This window comes from Sulfitobacter sp. 15WGC (assembly GCF_005068605.1).
In the GTDB taxonomy this organism is placed as follows: domain Bacteria; phylum Pseudomonadota; class Alphaproteobacteria; order Rhodobacterales; family Rhodobacteraceae; genus Sulfitobacter; species Sulfitobacter faviae.
The window spans coordinates 10,799-31,360 of sequence record NZ_SZNL01000025.1 but is presented as its reverse complement, the minus strand read 5'-3'; the positions used below and the strand labels follow the sequence as shown (position 1 = coordinate 31,360).

General features: G+C 51.8%; 24 protein-coding genes and 1 pseudogene. 15 read left to right on the top strand and 10 right to left on the bottom strand.

Features of this window, described 5'->3' with window-relative positions:
• Positions 1–277: H-NS histone family protein (locus FCK22_RS16275; RefSeq protein ID WP_136720619.1), on the top strand; the 277-nt coding region annotated here is incomplete at its 5' end.
• A gap of 274 nt (positions 278–551) precedes the next feature.
• On the opposite strand, the gene FCK22_RS16270 is transcribed toward FCK22_RS16275, so the two are convergent.
• The 4 genes from FCK22_RS16270 to FCK22_RS16255 all read right to left on the bottom strand — a co-directional run bounded on the left by FCK22_RS16270 (position 552) and on the right by FCK22_RS16255 (position 2,869).
• A complete protein-coding gene (locus FCK22_RS16270) occupies positions 552–1,103 on the bottom strand; it encodes a 2OG-Fe(II) oxygenase (RefSeq protein ID WP_136720618.1) in 552 nt (183 codons plus the stop codon).
• A gap of 108 nt (positions 1,104–1,211) precedes the next feature.
• On the bottom strand, positions 1,212–1,673 hold the full coding sequence (locus FCK22_RS16265) for a pentapeptide repeat-containing protein (protein WP_248646564.1): 462 nt from the start codon (positions 1,671–1,673) through the stop codon (positions 1,212–1,214).
• Positions 1,674–1,702: 29 nt separating this feature from the next.
• Positions 1,703–1,954, bottom strand: a complete 252-nt coding sequence (locus FCK22_RS16260) for a zf-TFIIB domain-containing protein (RefSeq protein WP_136720617.1) — start codon at positions 1,952–1,954, stop codon at positions 1,703–1,705.
• 366 nt (positions 1,955–2,320) lie between these two features.
• Complete coding sequence (locus FCK22_RS16255; protein WP_136720616.1) at positions 2,321–2,869, bottom strand: response regulator; 549 nt, start codon at positions 2,867–2,869, stop codon at positions 2,321–2,323.
• A 730-nt stretch (positions 2,870–3,599) separates the two neighbouring features.
• Here FCK22_RS16255 and FCK22_RS16250 point away from each other — a divergent pair.
• Entirely contained in the window at positions 3,600–4,187 is a 588-nt protein-coding gene (locus tag FCK22_RS16250) for a hypothetical protein (protein ID WP_136720615.1), read from the top strand.
• 218 nt (positions 4,188–4,405) lie between these two features.
• Here the strand turns inward: FCK22_RS16250 and FCK22_RS16245 are convergent, their stop codons facing one another.
• Complete coding sequence (locus FCK22_RS16245; RefSeq protein WP_136720614.1) at positions 4,406–4,648, bottom strand: hypothetical protein; 243 nt, start codon at positions 4,646–4,648, stop codon at positions 4,406–4,408.
• Positions 4,649–4,809: 161 nt separating this feature from the next.
• Between FCK22_RS16245 and FCK22_RS16240 the strand changes: the two genes are divergently transcribed.
• The 3 genes from FCK22_RS16240 to FCK22_RS16230 all read left to right on the top strand — a co-directional run bounded on the left by FCK22_RS16240 (position 4,810) and on the right by FCK22_RS16230 (position 9,897).
• Positions 4,810–5,091 carry an IS3 family transposase gene (locus FCK22_RS16240; RefSeq protein WP_211243580.1) on the top strand — a complete coding sequence of 94 codons (282 nt, stop codon included), beginning with the start codon at positions 4,810–4,812 and terminating at the stop codon, positions 5,089–5,091.
• Positions 5,092–5,234: 143 nt separating this feature from the next.
• A complete protein-coding gene (locus FCK22_RS16235) occupies positions 5,235–9,191 on the top strand; it encodes a PAS domain S-box protein (RefSeq protein WP_136720612.1) in 3,957 nt (1,318 codons plus the stop codon).
• Positions 9,192–9,510: 319 nt separating this feature from the next.
• Positions 9,511–9,897 (top strand): response regulator, encoded by a 387-nt coding sequence (locus tag FCK22_RS16230; protein WP_136720611.1) that lies wholly within the window; start codon positions 9,511–9,513, stop codon positions 9,895–9,897.
• A 160-nt stretch (positions 9,898–10,057) separates the two neighbouring features.
• On the opposite strand, the gene FCK22_RS16225 is transcribed toward FCK22_RS16230, so the two are convergent.
• On the bottom strand, positions 10,058–11,461 hold the full coding sequence (locus FCK22_RS16225; protein WP_136720610.1) for a MucR family transcriptional regulator: 1,404 nt from the start codon (positions 11,459–11,461) through the stop codon (positions 10,058–10,060).
• 918 nt (positions 11,462–12,379) lie between these two features.
• Here FCK22_RS16225 and FCK22_RS16215 point away from each other — a divergent pair.
• The 6 genes from FCK22_RS16215 (at position 12,380) to FCK22_RS16190 (ending at position 15,739) form a co-directional block, all read left to right on the top strand.
• A complete protein-coding gene (locus FCK22_RS16215; protein WP_136720608.1) occupies positions 12,380–12,847 on the top strand; it encodes a hypothetical protein in 468 nt (155 codons plus the stop codon).
• A 116-nt stretch (positions 12,848–12,963) separates the two neighbouring features.
• A complete protein-coding gene (locus FCK22_RS16210; protein WP_136720607.1) occupies positions 12,964–13,605 on the top strand; it encodes a ParA family protein in 642 nt (213 codons plus the stop codon).
• Between the two features lies 1 nt (position 13,606).
• Positions 13,607–13,876: a hypothetical protein gene (locus tag FCK22_RS16205; RefSeq protein WP_136720606.1), complete on the top strand. Its 270-nt coding sequence runs from the start codon at positions 13,607–13,609 to the stop codon at positions 13,874–13,876.
• A gap of 106 nt (positions 13,877–13,982) precedes the next feature.
• Positions 13,983–14,675, top strand: coding sequence for a hypothetical protein (locus FCK22_RS16200; protein WP_136720605.1), 693 nt, complete (start codon positions 13,983–13,985; stop codon positions 14,673–14,675).
• 111 nt (positions 14,676–14,786) lie between these two features.
• Positions 14,787–15,158, top strand: coding sequence for a hypothetical protein (locus FCK22_RS16195; RefSeq protein WP_136720604.1), 372 nt, complete (start codon positions 14,787–14,789; stop codon positions 15,156–15,158).
• A gap of 215 nt (positions 15,159–15,373) precedes the next feature.
• Positions 15,374–15,739: a hypothetical protein gene (locus FCK22_RS16190; RefSeq protein ID WP_136720603.1), complete on the top strand. Its 366-nt coding sequence runs from the start codon at positions 15,374–15,376 to the stop codon at positions 15,737–15,739.
• An 18-nt stretch (positions 15,740–15,757) separates the two neighbouring features.
• Here the strand turns inward: FCK22_RS16190 and FCK22_RS16185 are convergent, their stop codons facing one another.
• From FCK22_RS16185 to FCK22_RS16180, 3 genes and pseudogenes are all read right to left on the bottom strand, one after another.
• The gene (locus FCK22_RS16185; RefSeq protein WP_136720602.1) at positions 15,758–16,030 is read right to left on the bottom strand and encodes a hypothetical protein; all 273 of its coding nucleotides are present in this window, start codon (positions 16,028–16,030) and stop codon (positions 15,758–15,760) included.
• A gap of 41 nt (positions 16,031–16,071) precedes the next feature.
• Positions 16,072–16,161 (bottom strand): annotated as a pseudogene (locus tag FCK22_RS19005).
• Positions 16,162–16,268: 107 nt separating this feature from the next.
• Entirely contained in the window at positions 16,269–16,457 is a 189-nt protein-coding gene (locus FCK22_RS16180) for an MbcA/ParS/Xre antitoxin family protein (protein WP_169306108.1), read from the bottom strand.
• 318 nt (positions 16,458–16,775) lie between these two features.
• Between FCK22_RS16180 and FCK22_RS16175 the strand changes: the two genes are divergently transcribed.
• The gene (locus FCK22_RS16175; RefSeq protein ID WP_136720600.1) at positions 16,776–17,147 is read left to right on the top strand and encodes a hypothetical protein; all 372 of its coding nucleotides are present in this window, start codon (positions 16,776–16,778) and stop codon (positions 17,145–17,147) included.
• Positions 17,148–17,173: 26 nt separating this feature from the next.
• Here the strand turns inward: FCK22_RS16175 and FCK22_RS16170 are convergent, their stop codons facing one another.
• Complete coding sequence (locus tag FCK22_RS16170) at positions 17,174–18,004, bottom strand: HIRAN domain-containing protein (protein WP_169306107.1); 831 nt, start codon at positions 18,002–18,004, stop codon at positions 17,174–17,176.
• A 99-nt stretch (positions 18,005–18,103) separates the two neighbouring features.
• Between FCK22_RS16170 and FCK22_RS16165 the strand changes: the two genes are divergently transcribed.
• From FCK22_RS16165 to FCK22_RS16155, 3 genes are all read left to right on the top strand, one after another.
• Positions 18,104–18,457, top strand: coding sequence for a hypothetical protein (locus tag FCK22_RS16165; RefSeq protein WP_136720598.1), 354 nt, complete (start codon positions 18,104–18,106; stop codon positions 18,455–18,457).
• A 745-nt stretch (positions 18,458–19,202) separates the two neighbouring features.
• Positions 19,203–19,601 carry a hypothetical protein gene (locus FCK22_RS16160; RefSeq protein ID WP_136720597.1) on the top strand — a complete coding sequence of 133 codons (399 nt, stop codon included), beginning with the start codon at positions 19,203–19,205 and terminating at the stop codon, positions 19,599–19,601.
• Positions 19,598–20,533: a hypothetical protein gene (locus FCK22_RS16155; RefSeq protein ID WP_136720596.1), complete on the top strand. Its 936-nt coding sequence runs from the start codon at positions 19,598–19,600 to the stop codon at positions 20,531–20,533. Before FCK22_RS16160 ends, FCK22_RS16155 begins: the two co-directional genes overlap by 4 nt.
• Positions 20,534–20,562: the final 29 nt, after the last annotated feature.

Here is a 20,562-nt window from a genome sequence, read left to right as displayed (position 1 = left end):
AAAAAAAGCATTGGAGGCTGCTCGAGCCCGAGATCAGAGAGAGGCAAGAAAGGCTGCTAAAAAGGCGGCCGCAGAGTTTGGATTCTCCCTGGGGGAAATTTCTGAAACGCAACCCTCAGCTCCTGCGAAAAAGCGAGCTAAGGTTAAGAATCCATCCAAACCAATGTATGCTAATCCAGACGATAAGAAACAAACTTGGACAGGTAAGGGCCGACAGCCAAATTGGTTCCGTAGTCGGGTCGAGAGCGGCACTGCGCCCGATGCTATGCGTATCTAACCGGTGGAAACCTAGAATTTTAACTCTTTAGAGACCGGAGAGTACCCAGGGTATCTGGGAGCAAGACTGATGGTTAGCTGCGCATTTGAGAATGACTTTTTCCTGATGCGCAGCTACCTGCATTTCGCCAACCCGTTTATGCTGATCGGTATAGGCCCTCGGAAAATAAGCCCTTCCTCAGCATAATGCCTACAGGGGAGCTACAGAATGACCACCGTTGGCCTACAGGGCGCCTACAAGATGACCACAGTAGGCATACAGGGCGGCTTCATGGTCATCGGAATGGAGGGCCATGTGCCCACACAGTCATTGAATACCGAGTGCCCCTTGTTACCGCCGTTACCTGATGGAGCGTAAAGCTGGGGAAGATACTGACACACCCCTGCGCGCGTTCGGCGGTGAGGATTTTGGCGCCAGGCATAATCTCCAGATTTCCCCCCTCGTAAGTTTCAGGATCGCTTAGTTGTAACACCAAGGTCAGCTTCCGCCTTCCGGCAGTTGGACTGCTGCCAATATCAGAGTGCCATGAAAAATGCCCCCCGACTGATGCCTTGTAGATCGCCACTTGAGGGCTTTCGGCAAACTCGCGCAGATCGAATTCGAACTCATCCTTGTTGGCTTGCCGAACGAGGTCAATCAGTCGCTCCATGACCCATTCCATGCCAGCCACCTCATCAATCCAAACGAGCTCAGAGTTGCGATGGCTGTGGTCTTTCTTTCGGCCGACGAGGCGAGCCTCATCTGTTGGCGCCTCGAAGAGAGTCTTAATGATCACCTCACATTCGCCTTTGGTAAACGCATTCGGGATCGAATGGAGCGCAAGCATCTGGTCTATCCTTTTGATCATCCGCCTGTTGACCTTTTGTAGGGAGCGGATGGAACACTACTTGGGTAGGGTTAGGGGGTACTCAAGCCAAATCTGTTAGGCGGTCGATCAATCACACTCGGTGCTCACCATGGTCTCATCCGGCACCTGCGTATTGCAGTAGATCCCAGCGTCAAGGTCGGTGTCGATGAGAATGGCGTCTTCGAAAACGGCGGCTTTGAGAACCGCGTTCTCGAATGACACATTGATGAGCTTGGCACCGGTGAAACTGGCACCCGTAAGGTCGGCCGAGGCAAACGACACATTTGAAAGGGTCGCGTAGTCAAACAGCGATAGATTAAGGCCTGCTTCCGAGAAGTCTATGTCCCGTAGCTCAGCTTCGGTCAGGTCAATTCCGGTCAGTTTGCGACCGGTGAGGTCCATCTGCTCGAGGGTACAGTTTGGACATCTCCCGAGCATGCGCAGCTGTTTCTCTTCCTCGGCTTCCTGCCCGATCGCGGAAGTGCCAAAGAGCGCAGCAGCAGTCAGAAACACGCCGAGACGTCTTGTCCGAAACGCAAGGTTTTTCAAGGAGTACCACCTAAGCCTAGAAGGCCGTTTTAAAAGTCAAAAAGCTCACTTAAAAAGCCTTCACGACGCTTCTTTTTATAGGGCCTGCTATGGTCGTGATCTTGCCCCGAACTGCGCAAGTGGGCGCCCTCACGAGGGGCGGATTGGGGGCTAGACCGTTCAATTATCTTGTCCAGCTCGCCTCGGTCCAGCCAGACCCCACGACACTTAGGGCAGTAGTCAATTTCCACCCCAGAGCGGTCTGTCATCACAAGTTGAGTTCCATCGAGCGGGCATTGCATGGGGTAGCCTCCTTCATTCTGAGTTAATTTGGTACCTTCTATGCAAACTGCAACCTCTCTAGGATGATTATTGCCAGAACCGCCATGTACTTTGGTTGGATGGGACGGAACAAGCACCGTTCCGAGGTTTGCAAACTGTGAAAAGGACCACCCTGTCCATGATCGAGAGGCGCAAGAATGGATCACTTTCTACCAAAGGTGCCTCGGGTAGCTTCCCCTAAAAAAATTTACGGGGGGGGGGGCGGAATGACTTACTTGGGGCCTTCGAATACTATTAGGCGTATAACTTGGCGTGAGAAGGACGGGTTATAGAGATTGCATGACGGACCAAAGAGTATTGGGATGCAGGAACATTTGAGCGGCAGTTCAAGGTCGGTTCTTGTCAAGACTGGCGCGAGCCAGCGCTCTTTCGGCTTCGTAGTGAAGCCTGTCAGGGTCCAGAGGCTTTTCCAAAACCACCACTGCCATCTCTTGAAATGGGTTGTGCCTTCCAAGGCTTCTAGCTCTGCCGCTTAGAATAATGATCGGAGTCAACTCAGTCTCCGGTATTTTGCGTAGTTCAAGAATAAACTCAAACCCACCCATATTTGACATTGCGATATCAACAATAATCAAATCCGGCTTGAGATTATGGATGAATGCCAAGGCATCCTCAGCGTTATTCAGGGATGTTACGGACCACGCTTTATCATTTCGGAAAGTCGCTTGAACTAAATCGAGGATAAGAGGGTCATCATCCACATGAAGGATCCGTTTAGTCAAACCGGTGTTCCCAAAAGCCATATCAACTCCTTTTTTGAAGGCGATGTCATGAAAGAGATCGACCGAGTGTTCACCAAATACCCGCTCACAGGAAGTTGTCCGCTCGCGGCCTACTTGTGCCGCGAACCGTCGCAGGCCGCCATCGTGCGTCATGGGGACCCACTTTACTTACAATCCCCAAGGCATCAGCAGATGAACGACAGCCAGAGTTGAAGGTTTGAAAGACAGAAGGTGTCACACAGGAGAGTTCTGCACTAGCATGTTCCTGAACGCAATGTTCTGCTGTCCAATTGTAATGCCTTCACGCAGCCTTTGGTTACTTATCTCAGTCACTTTGGTCACAGCCTGCGGCGATACGGATTTTCCCGCCCCGTGGGGTTGAGATTTCCGCAAGGGGTTCCGTGAAAGCCGAGGCCAGTTCAGCCTCATGAACTGCTAGGCTCAGATTTGGGCATGTACCGTGCAATCGCTCTTGCCCGGATACAACACAAAGAAAGACCTGCCGCATGGAAGAAGTATCTGCGACAGGACTTTGCTTGTACGACCAACAATGAATATGGAGCTCGGTATTGATTCAATGACTGTATGGAGCGAAAGTTCCAGATTTTTATGTAGTGGACCATGAACTGGCCTTAAAGCACTGGCGTGATCTGACATTGGTGAGCGCGTAGGAAAGGTTCCCCCGTGATCTCCATAAGAGCTCTGACGAACTCTTAATATATGTTCGCTCGTGCCTCCTAAGGGCGAAGACTTGCCGAACAGTACATCTAAGGAACTAGCTTTTATCGAAAGTGTTTTAACATTGTGAGAGGACTATGACCCAAAGGGTTTAGGGGCCGATTCACGTAAATAGGAGGAAACAGACTAATAGGAGGAAGTACTGGTGTATACACTAGCTAAAAAAATGAGCGTAGCTACCATTATGGCCACGCTTTTCATTCCTGCCATCACCCACGCCCAGGAAACTTATAAATACACAGACTGGGACGATGACGGGAACCTAGAATTGTCTTCACGCGAGTTCAATGCTGGGTTTGCCTCAACGGGCATTCATGACGCATGGGACCGCGACGACGAGGTTGGACTTAACGAAGGTGAGTTCGCTACCGGAATGTACTCCAGGTGGGATGCGGATGACGATCTTCGGATTTCAGATGAAGAATTTAAAGCTGGAACTGATCGCTGGTACGATTCCAGCTTTAATACGCCCTTTACCGATTACGATGTCGATTCTTCAGGATATATTGACCGATCAGAGTTCGGTAACGCATGGCAGAATGATACCTTCACCGTGTGGGATGGCGACTCAGATGGCCTAATAACGCCAGACGAGTTTTCGACCGGTGCGTTTAATAGTGCAGATTTGGACGGTGACGAGGTTATCACAGTCGAAGAGGAAGGCTGGTTTGAGGGCTGGTTCGACGGTGATGACGTTGAGGCAGAAATCCAAGAAGTTGGGGACGTGATGTAATAGCCATCCTTCAGATGGGGTTGGCCTTGGCCAGCCTCATCCTCAATGGCTGTTTTTTGAAGAAAAGCGGCCTAGCGGATATAAAAGATTGCTTCTTGCTGTCGCATAGATCGGCTCTGTGCTTGGTGCGGGTGGGAGTGTCAAACGCGTAGCGTGCTCTCCATCGCCGTGCAACCTAAGCAGAGCCTCACTGCGAAGGCTGAGCTATAAGTGATAGTTCACGCTAGGGGATGCTGCCTTAGCTCGATAAGAATTTCATTTGCTCGGTGGATAACATCCTGCTTCTTTTCTTCACCCCTCGCCCGCTTTGCGTCATCTAAGAGAGCTTCAGTCCTTTTCTGGATGCTCAACAACTTTTGCTCTTCAGCTTCTGAAGTTTTTGTACGTCCAAGTTCAGCACGCCGCTCAACCATTGCTTTTTCTAGTTCATGAACTTTTTCTTCAAACTCGTTCTGTCTCACCGGGGGCTCCTTTTGTATGTAGCAAAAGTAAGCTCCCGCAGCCTTTATGCAACTTGCACAGCGGCGCACTGAGTTAAATAGGTCTTCCCGACTGTGAGCGCGCTAGGTCGATGATCCAGCGCAGCTATCCTAAGCTAAGCATAAGCCAACAGTGCAAGCTGATGAAACTGAGCCGATCAGCATTCTACTATACGCTGGTTGAGCTCGACAAGGCCACGCTGTCGGTGATGAAAGCAGACGATCGCGCGTTCACTGAATACCCGTTCTTCGGAACATGCCAGATCGCCGCGTATCTGCGCCGCGAAGGGATTGTCGTTGGGCGCCATCGCGTTCGCCGACTGATGGCGATGATGGCCTGGGGGCAATCGACAAACGCCATAGAGCCAGCCGCATCCTCACACCCGGTCCATCCCTATTTACTGCGAAAGATGCTGATTGACTGACCGAACCAAGTTTGGAGCGCTGATATCACATTCGTTCCGATGAAAAACGGCTTTCGGATGGCTGTATCTTAGTGATGACATAATGGTATGAATGTTATTGGCGTAGCAATCGGAACGGTTTGGGCGGGCCGAAAAGGAGTTGAATGACAAAACCTCCGATATTAAGTCGTGCAGCAGCGGATGCGTACGAACATCTCCAACATCCAGTTTGGGTGTTTTCAGTCAGAACCCTTAAAATCTTAAGTGTAAATTCGGCTGCCCAAGATTGGGTCGGGTATGATGCTCAAACTTTGCGCTCAAAGACCATTGCTGATTTACGGCCGGAGACCGATCGCGCCAAGATCCTTGATAAGGTCCAACATTTCAACGGAATGAATTCGTACGCGGGCGTCTGGACTATTCAGGCAATGAATGGAGATCAATACGATGCTGCATTCAATTGGAGAAAGGTGATCTTCGATGGAGCCGAGGCGATCGTCGCCAGCATTCGCGACGTTACAGAGATAAACCAAACTCAAGCGCGTGCAAACGCCTTGGAGCGCGAAAGCAAGTCGTTGCGCGCGCAAGCCGACTTATCGACTGAACACCTTTCGCTTCTCCTCGATAGCCTTCCTGGAAATATACTGATCCTGACCCCTGATGACTATAGGGTCATCGCTGTCAGTGACGAATATGCACGGGCAGTCATGCTCGAGCGCGAAGCAATTTTGGGTCGACGCTTCTTAGACCTTTTCCCTGACGACCCATCTGAGCCTGAAGCAGATGGGACACGCAACCTTCACGCCTCTCTACAGCGCGTGCAAGCGCTCCGTGTGAGTGATGTGATGAACCTACAACGCTATCCGGTGCAGCATCCCGACGGGGTTTTCCAAGAGCGCTTCTGGCTTCTCAGGAACAAACCAGTGCTCGATACTCGGGGAAACATCATTTATATCGTCCATCGCGCTGAAGATCTTACCAGCATATTGAGTAAGGCGGGTCCAAATCTTCAGCCTTCCCTTTTAAATGAACAGTCAAACGTGATGCAATTATCTGACGCCCGCGCAGCGTTGGTAGCGCTTCAAGAACGAGACAAACGCCTTAAGACAGCGGAGATGCTCCTGCATTTGGGTTCTTGGGAGTATGATTTTGAACGAGATGTTTTCAACTGGTCAGCTCGGGTGCGCGATATCTATGGGCAGGCCCGTGCCCCGAAAGATTTTGGCGAGTATCTTTTACTCGCGCCTCCGGAGGAACGGGAACAACTGGCTTCGCAGCTGACTGAATTTATAGATTCTAATGCTCCGTCAATCGATTTTCAACATCACGTTGTCCGGACCGACGGTGCGATTTCATACATCCGTGGTGTCGGGACGCGACATTTTGTCGATGGGCGAGACATTCTCATTGGAATTGTACAGGACATCACTGATCTAAAGGCTGCCGAAGAAGAATTGCTTCGTAATGTCCGACGCCAACGACTTGCAGGCCGACTTGCGCGCCTTGGCAGCTGGCGCGTCGATCTTGTCGTCGAGCAGTTCCTCTGGGACGAAGAAACTGCTGCTATTCACGACGAACCAGAGGGAATATCACCACCGACGCTTGAAGACGCAATAGGCTATTATGTCCCAGAGCATCGAGAACGGATTAGTGATCGGTTCGAGGCTTGTGCCAGCCAAGGGCTACCCTTTGATGAAGTTCTTCAGATCGAAACTGCCAAGGGAAGGCGCGTTTGGGTGCGCGCGCTGGCCGAACCAATTCACAATAGCATTGGAGAGGTCGTCGCTGTTGAGGGAGCGTTTCAAGACATAACGGAACTGGTAGGTATGCGGGAGACAGCAAAGGAAACCTCTCATCGGCTCGAACAAATACTTGAAGGAATGAGTGATGCTTTTCTTTTGCTGGATTCTCAATGGCGGTTCTCTTTCATCAACATTCAGGCAGAAAAACTATTGCACCGAAGGAAAGAGGATCTGGTTGGAAAAAATATTTGGCAAGAATTCCCGGAAGCAAGCGGAGGCAAGTTTCAAAGAGAATATGAACGTGCAGTGGCGGAGGGTAAACCGGTCCGGTTTCAAGAATTCTACCCACCGCTCAACATTTGGCTCGAGGTGAGCGCTGAGCCAACTTCGCATGGATTGGCCGTCTATTTCCGCGATATCACCAAAAAGCGCATTCGCGACGAACAATTACGTCTTCTAGAAGCTGCGGTTTCACGCCAGAATGACATCTTATTGATTACTGAAGCCGAACCTATCACTGGGCCTGACGGCCCAAGGATCGTCTATGTCAACGATGCCTTCCAACGGCTCACTGGCTTTTCCAGCGCAGAGGTCATCGGCAAGACGCCTCGGATATTGCAGGGGCCAAAGACACAGCAACAAGAGCTTGATCGCATTCGTAGAGCTTTGGAGAAATGGCAACCCGTACGCGCCGAACTGATCAATTATACAAAAACGGGCGAAGAATTCTGGCTGGAATTGGATATTGTGCCTTTAGCCGATGAGACAGGTTGGTTTACTCATTGGGTGTCCATCGAACGCGACATCAGCGAGCGCAAAAACTCTGAGTTGGCTCTCCGGTTGAATGAAGAGCGGTTTTCATTGGTTACCAAAGCAGCAGGCAGCGCCATCTGGGAATGGGATACGGCAACCAATGAGCAATGGTGGAGCGAAGGTTTGCGCTACATCTTCGGGCATATACCGGATAACATGTGGTCGGGGCCTGCACCTACAGTCTGGAGTTCGCATGTCCATCCAGAGGATGCTGAGCGTGTTATCGAGGCTTTTCAACGAATAAAAGTTGGCGAAACCAGTTCGGTACGGGAGCAATATCGCTTCGAGCGTGCAGACGGCACCTGGGCATTCGTTGAAGATAGAGCCTTTGCGCAATACGATACAGATGGCAGTGTCATGCGCATTCTCGGTTCGTTGACTGACATTACCGAACAGAAGCAGCTCGAAGAGCGGTTCCTTCAAAGCCAAAAAATGGAAACGGTGGGCCAGTTAACCGGCGGTGTTGCCCATGACTTCAATAACTTATTGATGGTCATATTGGGCAATTCCGAAGTTCTAGAAGACGAACTCGTTGAACAACCGCATTTGCAGCGTCTTGCAAAGATGTCGCTCAGCGCCGCCGAACGGGGGGCTGAGCTCACCAAGCGACTACTTGCATTTTCACGAAAGCAAGCTTTGAAGCCCCAAGTTCTCAATGCCGCACAACTTATTCAAAATATGGAAGATATATTACGGCGCACCCTCCCTGAAAACATCAACATTGAATTCGTCCGCTCCGGCGGCTTGTGGATGGTGGAAGTCGATGCTGCGCAACTGGAATCAGCGCTTCTTAATTTGGCGGTAAACGCACGGGATGCGATGCTCCAAGGTGGATTCCTGACGATTGAAGTCGCCAATGTTATGCTAGACGATGACTACGTCGCTGCGGAAACAGATGTTCCGGCAGGACAATATGTAATGATCTCTGTTACCGACACAGGTCATGGAATTATACATGAAAACATAAGCCGGGTTTTCGAGCCGTTCTTCACGACGAAAGAGATGGGTAAAGGATCAGGGCTGGGGCTGAGTATGGTTTTTGGCTTCGTAAAACAATCCAAGGGGCATATCCGGGTCTATTCAGAGCCGGACGAAGGAACGTCGGTCAAGATGTATTTCCCGCGTACCCGAACGGAAGAACAGCACATTGTGACATCGCGAGCGAAATCAAAACTTGTCGGTGGCGCCGAGACCATTTTGGTAGTTGAAGATGACAGTGCTGTACGGGAGCATGTCGTCGCACAACTTCGCGCTCTAGGCTATCAGGTTCTTGAAGCATCCGCAGGCGCCGAGGCCATTGAGATCCTAAAGCAGACGTCGTCGATAGACTTGCTCTTCACTGACGTAGTCATGCCTGGGGGTATGGGGGGAAAAGAATTGGCGGATTTGGCGCGCCAACTGCGACCAAGCTTAAAGGTTCTCTACACATCTGGATACACTGAAAACTCCATCGTACACCACGGCAAACTAGACCCGGGTGTGAAGTTGCTGAACAAGCCCTACCGGCGCGAGCAACTTGCAGCGAAGGTGCGTGAAATCTTGGAAGAGGGTAGCCGGGAAGCGTGAATCTTTCTCCAGCGCTATGAGCTTCCCTAGACCAAGCTCCCCGTCTACTGTGGCCTTTACGCCCTGCCAAAGGATATGCCTAAAAATTCTTTTCTGAACACAATTTTGACGAAAAGAAATAGTGGGTTAGGCTTACCACCGCCAAACGGTAATATGGGTAGCCCAAAGAGTAGCATTTTAGTTTTGATCGAGCTGTTGTACTCATCCTGGTGCCGAAAGGCCGACTAGGCTAACGGGTTACCATGTTGCCGTTTTCTGTGATACCAAGGCAAATGAAGCAAAACAAATGGATGCTTAACTAAAAAGGTAACCCGATAAGATGCAGAAAGCTCTTTTGATTGAGGACGAAGAAGACGTGCGTGAGACCATACGTAGTATGCTGTCTTCGGCGGGTTTCGAAGTGACCGAGGCAAAGGATGGACGGGAGGGAGTGGCGCAATACCGTCTGACCAATCCAGATGTCATCGTCACTGATATTTTAATGCCTGGCAGAGAGGGCATCGAGACTATCATGGAGATTCGGAGAGAAAACACCGAGGTTCCTATTGTCGCGATATCGGGTGGCGGACAATATTTAAACGACCTCTTGGATAACATGCTTGAAAGCGCTGAGCTCCTAGGAGCGACCCGATCAATATCCAAGCCGTTCCGACGCAAGGAATTTTTGAAGGTTGTCGCTGAAGCGGTTAATACCAATAGTCGTTAACCGCACCTGACTGCGCTAGGGACCCGAAGCACCTAGGCAATCCGTCCGCACAGATAGGTTCTGGCATTTGTAGTATGCCAGCCTCGTGAAGCAAGCGGACAAAACAGAAGGGGGATCCAAATGGCTTGCCCCCTTCTCATATATCCAGCTTGTAAACGCCCTACTTCCTTCGCGTAGCGGCGCGTTTGAACTCGTAGGCCGGGCTGGCTAATGAGAACGTGTCAGGCAGCTTCCACTTTTTCCGATAAGCTTCGGGCGTAAGATTATGCTCCAGCATAAGGTGACGCCGCAAAAGGCTCATCTGTTCGCCACATTCCAGACAGGTAATCAGCCGACTTCTTGAACCGGGCTTCGAGGGAAGCGATGTCCGGTTCGTATGTGGAGTAGCTTGTAGCCTAATTTCATATTGCGAACCGACCCCCAATTTACCAGATATTTTCAGGCTCCCGCCTATAGATGCCAATCTTAATTGGACAGGTATGAGAGAAGAGATCGAAGTTTCTTCGAAACTTCCTTCCTGCGCCGTCAATCCTTTAGTCAACAAATCTATGTTGTGCTTTAGAGCTATCCCCAAGCCTGTGTCTCTTACTTTTATCAGCAAGTTCGAGGAAGCATCACTTTCCAGCTCGATGCTAACAGCGCCTTCCGTATTAGCCGCTACTGCGTTTGATACGAGATGATCAACAACTTCCGCTAGGCATGCTCTGTCCACAACAGGATTGAAATCCGTCTCAAGTCGATCCTTTACGGTCAAAGTAATACCCTTTGATGCCGCTTGAGTCCAATGAAGGAGCGCAGCGCTCTTAATCCGTCTTAGTAAGTCTGATTTCTCGTTTTGACTGCTGGCGCCACCTTCGTCGCGCTCATACACCCGAATGAGACCGTCCGTTATAGCCAGAAGCTGCGTTGAACTGCGCGCGATAGTTCCGACAAGAGCGCCTGAGGAGCCTTCAAGATTCAAATCGTTAAGCACGCGGGAGGCTTCAGAGATAAGCTTCAAAGGAGTGCGAAACTCATAGTTGGCAGTTTCCCAGAACCGATTGGAAGCGGGCTTATCCTTAATTTGACTAGTCTTGGATGCTTCAATGGATTTTCTTGTACCCGATGCGAACTGGCGATCAACTAGTTGGCCAAGATGCGTTAACACCTGCAAATCTTCCTCTGTCCAGGCGCGCGGTGAGAGACTTACACAGGATATTGCACCAAGTATGTTGCCGTCTTGTGTGTTGTGTATAGGGACTGAGATACAGCTCATAACCCCACCCTCTTTGACCGCAGAGGTCTGGCTGAGTATCGGATTGCCGCGCGCATCAGAAACAGCCCAAGGCTGCTTACGGGCTACGATACGCTTGGCAATTTTTAGTGCCATTTGAAAATTTCGCTCTTCGCCAGAAAGATCGATGACTTCTTCCGTTGAGCCCACCTGATGTACCCCTTCCATAGGGTCAAACCAGGAAATCATCGCTATGGGGGTACTCAATGCCCGTCGTGCCACGCGAGCAGACCTTTCGAGATCGTCTTCGATAGGTTCCGGATTTACTTTATTGATCAAAGGTACAGACATATTGGAACCACTTACTCCGGAGGTTAATAAGAACCAACTTTATAGAGTATTTGTCCCACGCCCAACCTTAATTCATTGGATAAGAGCGGACATGCTTCCGATGGTTCTCGATTGCCTGATTGCAGGCGAAAGTAGCACTTTTTGCCACAAGCTATCCGCCAAAAACACTAGTTTTTGTCGTCTTTTTAAGATTCAACCTGTATGTGCTCAAAAAACGACAAAAACAGGGTGACAGAATGAGATACGGATATGCGAGGGTTTCGACGGCCGATCAACGGCACGATCTACAAGTCGACGCTCTCCAGCAGACAGGATGCGAGCAGATCGTCCAGGAAGTGATGTCGGGCGCCAAATCACTGGTTCTGAGAGATACCCTCCTCTCTCGACTGGTAGAAGGTGACGAGCTGGTGGTCTGGCGCCTGGACAGATTGGGAAGGTCTACATTGGACGTCCTGGAACAGCTGGAAGATCTCCAACGACGGAAAATCAGGTTTCGTACTCTGGAAGGAGATTTCGACACCCAGACCGCCATGGGTAGGGCGATGTTGACCATCATGGCCAGCTTAGCAGAGCTCGAAAGAGAGACACTCCGGGAACGTGTGAAATCCGGTCTCGAGGCTGCTAGACGTAGAGGTACCGAACTCGGCAGACGTCGATCACTGAATCACAGTCAACGCGAGCAGATCGTAGCTTGGAGATCTGCCGGGCAGAGTTGGCGACAAATACAACAGTTGCTCGGAGGTCCCAACGCCATCTCGATCCGGACGCTACAACGAGCAGTTCGGCCGCAGTAGTTGTATTATAAAATGACTACAAAAAATATGATGATCAGGCCCCCTACCCTACTGAAATTATGATCCCAGACACTGATCTGAAATGTGAACGAACGTTTAATATTCGCTACCCATATTGGATGGCATGAACTTTGAAACACATCTCATCCTGCAAGAAGACCCGGCGTTGAATGATAGCTGGACCGGCCTCATCGACGACGACTGGCTCCTGGAGCTGATGCATGACGGAACTGGTCGCGTTACCGATGCCATTCTCAGAAAAAACGGCGTCGACTGGGTTCTGCCCTGCGATGACCGCGAAAATATATGTCGCTGCATTCAACTGTCTGGCTATACCGATACACTGGAGGATGCATGTCCGTATGCTGAACCGGTGCTCAGCTTCGAGTCATGGACCGGCATCGTCGGCGGCGATATCTCGGCCGATGACATCCTCGAGGCCGCCTCTGTCCCACGCAGCGATGACGATGGCCTGGTGAACATAGGTAGGCTGAAGCGCCCCTGGGTCTGCGCCACCGATGCGGACCCCGAGGTTATCTATGACGGATCTTCTAACGCCAAAGCCCCGCTCCAGCTGCCTCTTTCCTCATAAGTTCACACGGTTACAGAAATTAACCTTTGATTGCTATATCCTAGGATGATAGGATGCTAGGGAAGTATGATCCTAGGAAGCTAGGGCGATAGGAATCGGCAGGCAGAGGGCAGAATATGATAGTAATTTCAGTGGTCCATCAAAAAGGCGGGGTCGGGAAATCTACAATTTCTCAGGGTCTCTCTGTCTCCCTCGCGGGGTATACCCGAGTTTACGATGCCGATCATCAAGGGACGACCTCCCGCTGGGTGGAGCGCCGCCAAGCAGAGGGTGTCACCAAGCCAGATGCTGTGGCAGGCCGCATTGAGCAGCTCCCTGATCTCATCGAGCAAGCGGAACGAGATGGTGTCGACTGGTTCATCATTGATACGCCACCTGAGCATTCCGGTGAGATCAATCTGAGAACTGCACTAGGTGTCGCCGACTTTGCGGTCATGCCAACACGCGCTGGCGCCAATGATGTCGAGGTGCTTCCCAAAACGATGAGGATCGCGAAACAGCTCGGGACCCCATTTGCCGTAGTCATGAATGAGTACAACACCACCCGTTCGCTACATCGCCAGGTGCTAGCCGACCTAGAGGCGATGGCGGCGCGCAATGGCCACTCCGTCTTGCGCCCACTGCGAAGCTTGGCAGCACATCAGGACGCGACATATGCGGCTCAAACAGCAATTGAATACGCACCATCCAGCGATGCTGCCAGAGACATGACCCTGCTTGCACGAGCAGTGACAGAACTTGCCCGAGGAGAACAATAATATGGCACGGAAACCACTTAATACCAGCAGCCTGATCGAAGACGCAGCTGAGCGCGTCGGTGATGTCGAGCCAGCAAAAACATCGGATCGCCGTCAGCGTGGCCCACTGAATCCTGTTCGCCGAGAGCGCACTGCGACTGAGCAGATGAATTTTCGGGTATCTCAAGGGCTCGGCCGCGACATCAAACGCTGGGCTCTCGATCACGACGTCACCCCGGCAGATGTCCTGGAGGAAGCTTTCGAGCTCATGAAGGCCAAGTACGGCCCATAAATATCGCTTTCTAGGATCATAGGTTAATAGACTGCTATGATCCTAGGATTATTATATGTAGGGGGATATAATACAATAATTAATTATATTATAGGTAGGATGCCACATGAACGAGCAGACGGACGTAGAGGAGTACATCGAAGAGCAGGGTGAGGATGCAGCAGAGGTTAGTGCAGGCCCTGGTCGTCCTGCGTCAGAGCGGACGCGGGTGACGACAGTCAACATGTGCACAGCGATGAAAGAGCTGCCGAATGCTGAGAAGATTGCTCGCATTCGGCATTGGCTCAACACCGTTGACCTCGGTGAACTGATCGAGAACTCCTGCGCAGCAATGCTGGAGGACGCTAAGCAGAACCGGCGTTATCGCAGGTCGATGTACCGGCCGATCAAATTCGATTGGGATTGGCAAGCGGACCGGGGGGCGACGGGCAACTCGTTTTGGCATTACGACATCATTGACGAACTGACTGATGAAGTTCGCTCTGCCATTAGGATTCAGGTCACCTTGCATGACCAGGTGATCAGCGCTGCGGACGTTCTAGGTGTGCATCCAGCGTCTGTGATCCGGATGGCGTTGGCCGAAATGTACCTAGATAACGGCCGAATGCTCTTGGATTCAGTTAAGATCATGATCGGCATCACGTACGCACGTGTACCTGATCTACGTGTACGTGCGCGAGCAAATTCAGTCACTGCTCTCAAGCGCCAACGCCGATGGTTGCAAGAGGACTTGGAGATCGAAACGGATCCGGAGCGCCGAGCTTCCATTCAAGCGCGGATCGACGCCATCAAAGTTTAGGATGGTTAACCACGATGCAACCTCGAGCATATATGATCACGTAGTCGTCCAAGCGACATGTTTTCTGCCGGATAGGCAGCTTGCCAATTTTGGCAACAACAGGAGTATATTATGACAACGAAATTGAACGTCCGTGGTGACAGCCCACACGCGTACAGTGACCAGGACGAGGTGCGGCAGTGGGAAGCAACCCAGTGGCTGATCGATTACGTCGAGGATAACAACGACGTCAACGACGCTGCCTGGTCTGACTGGAGTGATCCTGATCACGTCATTGACGCCTATGAACCTGCCATCGGGGAGGAGTCAGGGAAACTGACGTCGTACGATCCTGATGGCAGTGAGGAACCACTGCGTAGGATCACTATTGGAGAGCAGGGCAGGGAGGTGCTGGCAGCTTCCATTGCAGGCAAAGACCCGGAGCCTCTCATGAACCAATGGTCCCAAGATATCCAAGAGGCGAGCGAGGCGCCGTCTCCATGAAATATGGCGCTAGCATCCTAGGATGATAGGGTGCTAGCAAATCTAAGGTGCTTTTAATGCCATCTACACTGCCTCTACGTGACCGTATCGACCTCTGAATTGAGAGCCAAATCGGTGTTGAACTACCGGTCCCCAACAACCCAGAATTCCGGCGAACTCTGCGGGTCCATTATGAGAGCCAACGATCTACGCGACTACCGTTCACTGACAGTCATATGAAGTTGGCAGCGGCCGAAGGCGTGACTGCTGATAACCTGCCTAGTGTCCTGAGAAGGGTGCTCCACAAACCCAATCGTGTCTGGTTGGAAGGTAAGTATAGCGACATGGCCACCCATTTTGGTGCCCTCCGCATCGCTGAAGGGCAGGGAGGTCCGACACTACTGATTGGTGCCGTGGCACATGTAACGGCTGTCCACACCGTAGAGTTCACCCTTGTTTGCGCCGGGAAAGGCTGGTTCTCGGTTGCTGAGAATCCGCTGATCGCAGATGTGCGCGGTGAAAATATGAAGTTTCAGGGCCCGCTGAATGACTTGGTAGCAGCCACTGCGATGCTCTCGATAGTGCCCACGGTGCCCGCGTGAGACAGGTGCGGTCTACATCTAATCCTGAGGCATATGGCGAACATAGGTGATTTCGAACCCCCACAGTTTGCCGATCCGCTCTAAGGCTGCGAAGGCCTCTCCCATCTCGCCGCTTTCGATGGCCTCGAGCTGCTCGACGGTGACGTGAAATTTCTCCGCAAAATATGACTGTGACCAGCCCAGTCCCTCTCGGATGAAGCGTACGCTTTCCGGCAAGGCCATCTCTCCAGCAACTGCTCGGCGGTGGATTTCGCGCTGGTGCTGGCGGGTCTCATCTCTCGTTTTGGTCATGCCTGCCTCCCATGGCACAGGTGCGGTCTACATCTATTGAATGGTAGGAGGAGAGGGACTCGAACCCTCGCTGATACGCTAATCTGGCGCAAACGGGTTTATAAATCCCATCGCCACACCTGTGCCCTCCCGAACTGAAAATCGGGGTTATCCTGAAAACTTCAGGATATTCGGCTAGCGGTGTGCAGAATCGTGATCATGCAGCGATCATCACCGGAACCAGGCTGCCGGTCAATGGTTAGATGTAGACGCCACCCTCAATCTGAATCAGCAGCACTCGGACCCGCTCACGGCCGGACTGGGTATCTATAAGGTCAGCCGGGCGCTCGTAGCCAAGGGCCATCGAGCAGCGATTCATCCACTGCTCAGCGAGCTCGGCCGAGCCCATGACGCGTGTGCAGAGCTCCATCAGTTCGGCCTCATTCATGCGGCCATCCTCCGGTGTCAACATGTCAGCATGTTAACACCGCTCAGGCGGGTGCGGAATACATCACCCCCGCAGGTTCTCACCAACTTTTCTCATCAGCCAGAGAGCCCGCCAATATGCTGAATCTTTGGTCATGATGCGATCATACTTCCATGTTTTGGTTCTCGATCAAGTTTGGGTTGAGGGCGAGTGCGTAATACATCAAGGCTTTCGCTTACTCATTAAACCGAAGTTAAGAATGGCAGTACTTTGCTCGTCAGTAAATTGCATGGGCAGTACATATATTGTATATTTCAAATGAAAAATGAGAGCAGACCCATGAAAAAACTAGATATTTCCCAGTTCAGCGCACGTGAACATGAAGAACCATCGTCCCCCCAAGAGCTAGTAGAGGCCATTCTGGCGGGTTGTGATCTCGAGGAGGATGCTCACGCAGCCTCTCAGATCGATGATGCGGTCCAAGGGCTGCTTTCAGGAGATGAGAGCATCGAGGAATTCCGCGACTACAATGATCAGGATACCAATTTCTACCGCGTGGGTGATGAGATTTGCGGCTATGTGGCGGCGGTAGGCGTCCTATACTGCGGATCTATTGAGGAACATGCTGCATCGGACGTACAGGATTTCCGCACGCACCTCTCGGATCGAGATGATGACCTCAGTGCAGGCAGTCCCTTGCGAGCGATGTAATCATCAGGGATCAGCGCGTGCGCGCATTACATCACCTCATCGTTGATCAGCTTCTTGGCTAGCTGGCGATCTGAGGGCCGCTTTTTTGTGGGCTTTTTTGGTGTCACCTGGCTCGATGCATAGAGATCGTATCGGACGAACCTGCGACCGTTGCTGTACTCGATCCAAGCAAACGGCTTCTTCACTCGACGCTTGATGTTGAAACCGGCTTCGCTCCAGGCTGTTTTGGTCATCAGGCCAGCGCCATCCGGAATCTGATCCCACCACCCGATGGTTTTCCCTCTGAGGCTCCTGGGCGGCTCAGGAGGCAGTTCTGGGTCTCGTTCGTCATTAGTGAACATGAGAGGTATGAACGTCGCCAATATGGCCATACGGCGCTCTCTGGTGGCATTCCTGCGCTGGATGATCTCATCAACGGTCTGTTCAGGATCCTGATCTCTGGTATCCATCCAGGAATATAGCTCCTCGGCTGCCTCGTCGACAGATCTCGTATACCAGCCATCAGGTATGTCGTCGTGAACCAAGACGATCTGAGCAGTCCATGCCTGCCCATCGCCACCTGTCCAGATGTATCCGCGCACATTGGCACCGCTATCCAACAATGGCGCCAGTTCGGCTGCCTCGCGACGTGGAACGTGCCCAAGCTGGAAGCGGGCATCACGCCACCAGATTTCCACAGCATTGTGGTCGTATTTGTTGTCTGGACGCCGCACGAGCTGCACGCGATCACCGTGGGCAGGACGGATGCTGCCGATCAGCTCGTCGTCCTCGTCATAATCATAAAATTGGAGGCCAGCGATGCTCGTGATCGCCCATTTGTTCTCATTTAATATCTGTTTGAGATCAGGTTCCTGCATGTTGTTTTCTCCGTATATCATATCAAATGCGCGAGCAGAGAATGGATGCAAGCCTGCATAAATTGGCGGTATAAGTTCGGTGGGGGAGGGGCTGAAAATATGACAGATGACGACGGCTGGAAGGCAATTACTTGGCAGTTTAAGCTCTGGGAGCTGAATGATGAGCAAGCAGCCGATCTGCTCGGAATCTCTTTAGGGGACTGGTCCAGCATCCAATCAGGAGACCACGAGGGCATCCATACAGCGGAGGTGGGGCAGCGTGCTGATGCACTGCTGAGGATCCATGCAGCACTACGAGTGATCCTGATGGAACCTCGATGTAATGGATGGGTGCACCGACCGAACGATGCCGAGATGTTTGGCGGTGAAACGGCGCTCAATTTTATGATTGCTGGTGGCCAGCCTGCCATCATGAGAGCGGCTCGGTACCTCGAGGCAGAGCTGTATGGATAGCATCCTAGGATGCTAGGATGCTAGGGGTGGCTCCGGACCCAATAGCGCAGCCTAACACTGTGGTCCTCTCCCTCGTCTTCATGCAATTTAACAATCTCCTTTGTCGCATCGCTGGATCGATTTCAGATGCAAGACTTTAGCGGCAGAATGTTAGATGCCAATCACAGGATGTGCAGATGTCATACAACGGCGCTCTTTTTGATTCCGATACGACGCGCGTCGAAGTCTGCTGCTGGAACTGCAATCACTCCGTGACCCTGCGTCGTGGTGACGTGAAAGCGGATCTGGATCGGCACGATTTCGAGCGCCGTGCCATCTGTAGCCAGTGCCAAACGGGCTGGCCGCAAACGACTAAGTTTCCGCGTAGGAAGCCGACGTCTATGTGAAGTTTTCTCTATCTTATTTGGATCGCAGCATCCTAGGATTATAGGATGCCCGCAAGGTGAGTTGAGGGTACCTATAAATGGGGTAAGATGCCCCTATTATTATAGAACGAGGCTCCCCCTTGTTCTCTGAGAATGTGCCCTGAAGGCCCTCTCTAGGACTCCTGACGCGCATCGGAAAGCGCACCTGCAAAGGTGAGATTAACGTTTCCGAAACGGTTGGTGATTAGCTCTCTATTTTGACAGCCAGTTGTGTTGCTAACCGCCGCTACGCGTCGTCTGCGCAACATCCTGGCAAGGGGGCGAGGCCCCCCGTTGACCCCCGGTTGATGGATACCATCACCCACCAGAGGAGAGCTGGTATGAGCCGCAGTGAGAGCAGACAAATGAGCAATCAATTGGGTCTCAGACTCGATGATGATCTCTATGCGTGTCTGATTGCAGCTGCCCGCAGAGACGATGTCGCTCCCACGGCCTATGCACGCTTTCTAATTTCACAGTCTCTGAGGTCGGAAACCGAACGGGTACTGCCGAGGCCGAGACGCGGATCCAACCACAAGCTGACTAGGGAGGGCAGGGGCGCCATCCAGTTCGCTGGCCAGCTTGGAACTGTCGGCAACAACCTCAACCAGGCGCTCGCCCAGATCCATACCGCTCGCAACTCTGGTGATCTTTCGGAAAACCACTTCAATCAACTGGAAGCCACCATTCAGGACCTTCAAGCGCTATACGCTAGGATCCTAGGAGAGCTTCTTGAATGATCATAAAAAGCTCTCGCATTCCTGTTTCTGATACCGGCGCCATCGCAGCATATTTTGCGGCCGAAGGTGAGAATGAGGAAATCTCGTGGCTGCAAGGATCGGCCGCCGAAATCAAGCTCATGGGGGTCACCTCAAAAATTGCTGGGCGTGCGTTCAGTGTCAGGCATGTGATTGTAGCTCCCGGTGAACGTCTGGGTGGCAACGAGCTAGGACCGATCCTGGATAACGTCTGTGCAGAATATGGCGTCACTAAAAATATGAAAGATCGCATCACGGCCGTGGTCCACAAGAAGCCTCGAGAGGGCGCCATGGGCTTCGAATACCACTATCATTTTGCGATCCCCGAAATGGATGCAGAGACCGGAAGGGTGCTCGACAGCAAGTTCACACACATGCGCAACGAAAAGCTCTCACGCCTGGCGGAGCTGGAAACTGGGCATGAAATCACACCAGGTCGCTTCAATAGAGAGGTCTACGACGCCCTCACACGCGAGCACCCCGATCTCGATCTCAGCAGGTACCAGAAGGCCCTTGAGGACGCCTCAGTGGCGGCCGGTCTAGATCGAGCAGACTGGAAGTCTTTCAGAGCAGAGAGCAGCTATACCTCAACCGGTCATCAGGTCATCAAACGCAAAGCCAAGGCCGCCGGTGTCGAAGCAGACCTATCACTGCCAAAGATCAAATCTCAGATGCGGAAATGGGCGAGCGTTAGATCACCTGAACAGTTCATCGATCACGTCCTCAGCAACGGATACCAGCTCGTACCAGGCAAAGAGGCAGGCATCTGGCGCTTGCATGGGCACGGACACGATTTGGGATCCGTCGACCGTCTAAGCGGGATCAAACGTCATAAAATTAATGAATTCATGGAGAAAAAATATGACAGCACGAGGACGCGAATAATAGACTTCACCGGTGATAGAGACATCTGAGTTCTCGAATTTTTTCACAACAAAAAAAA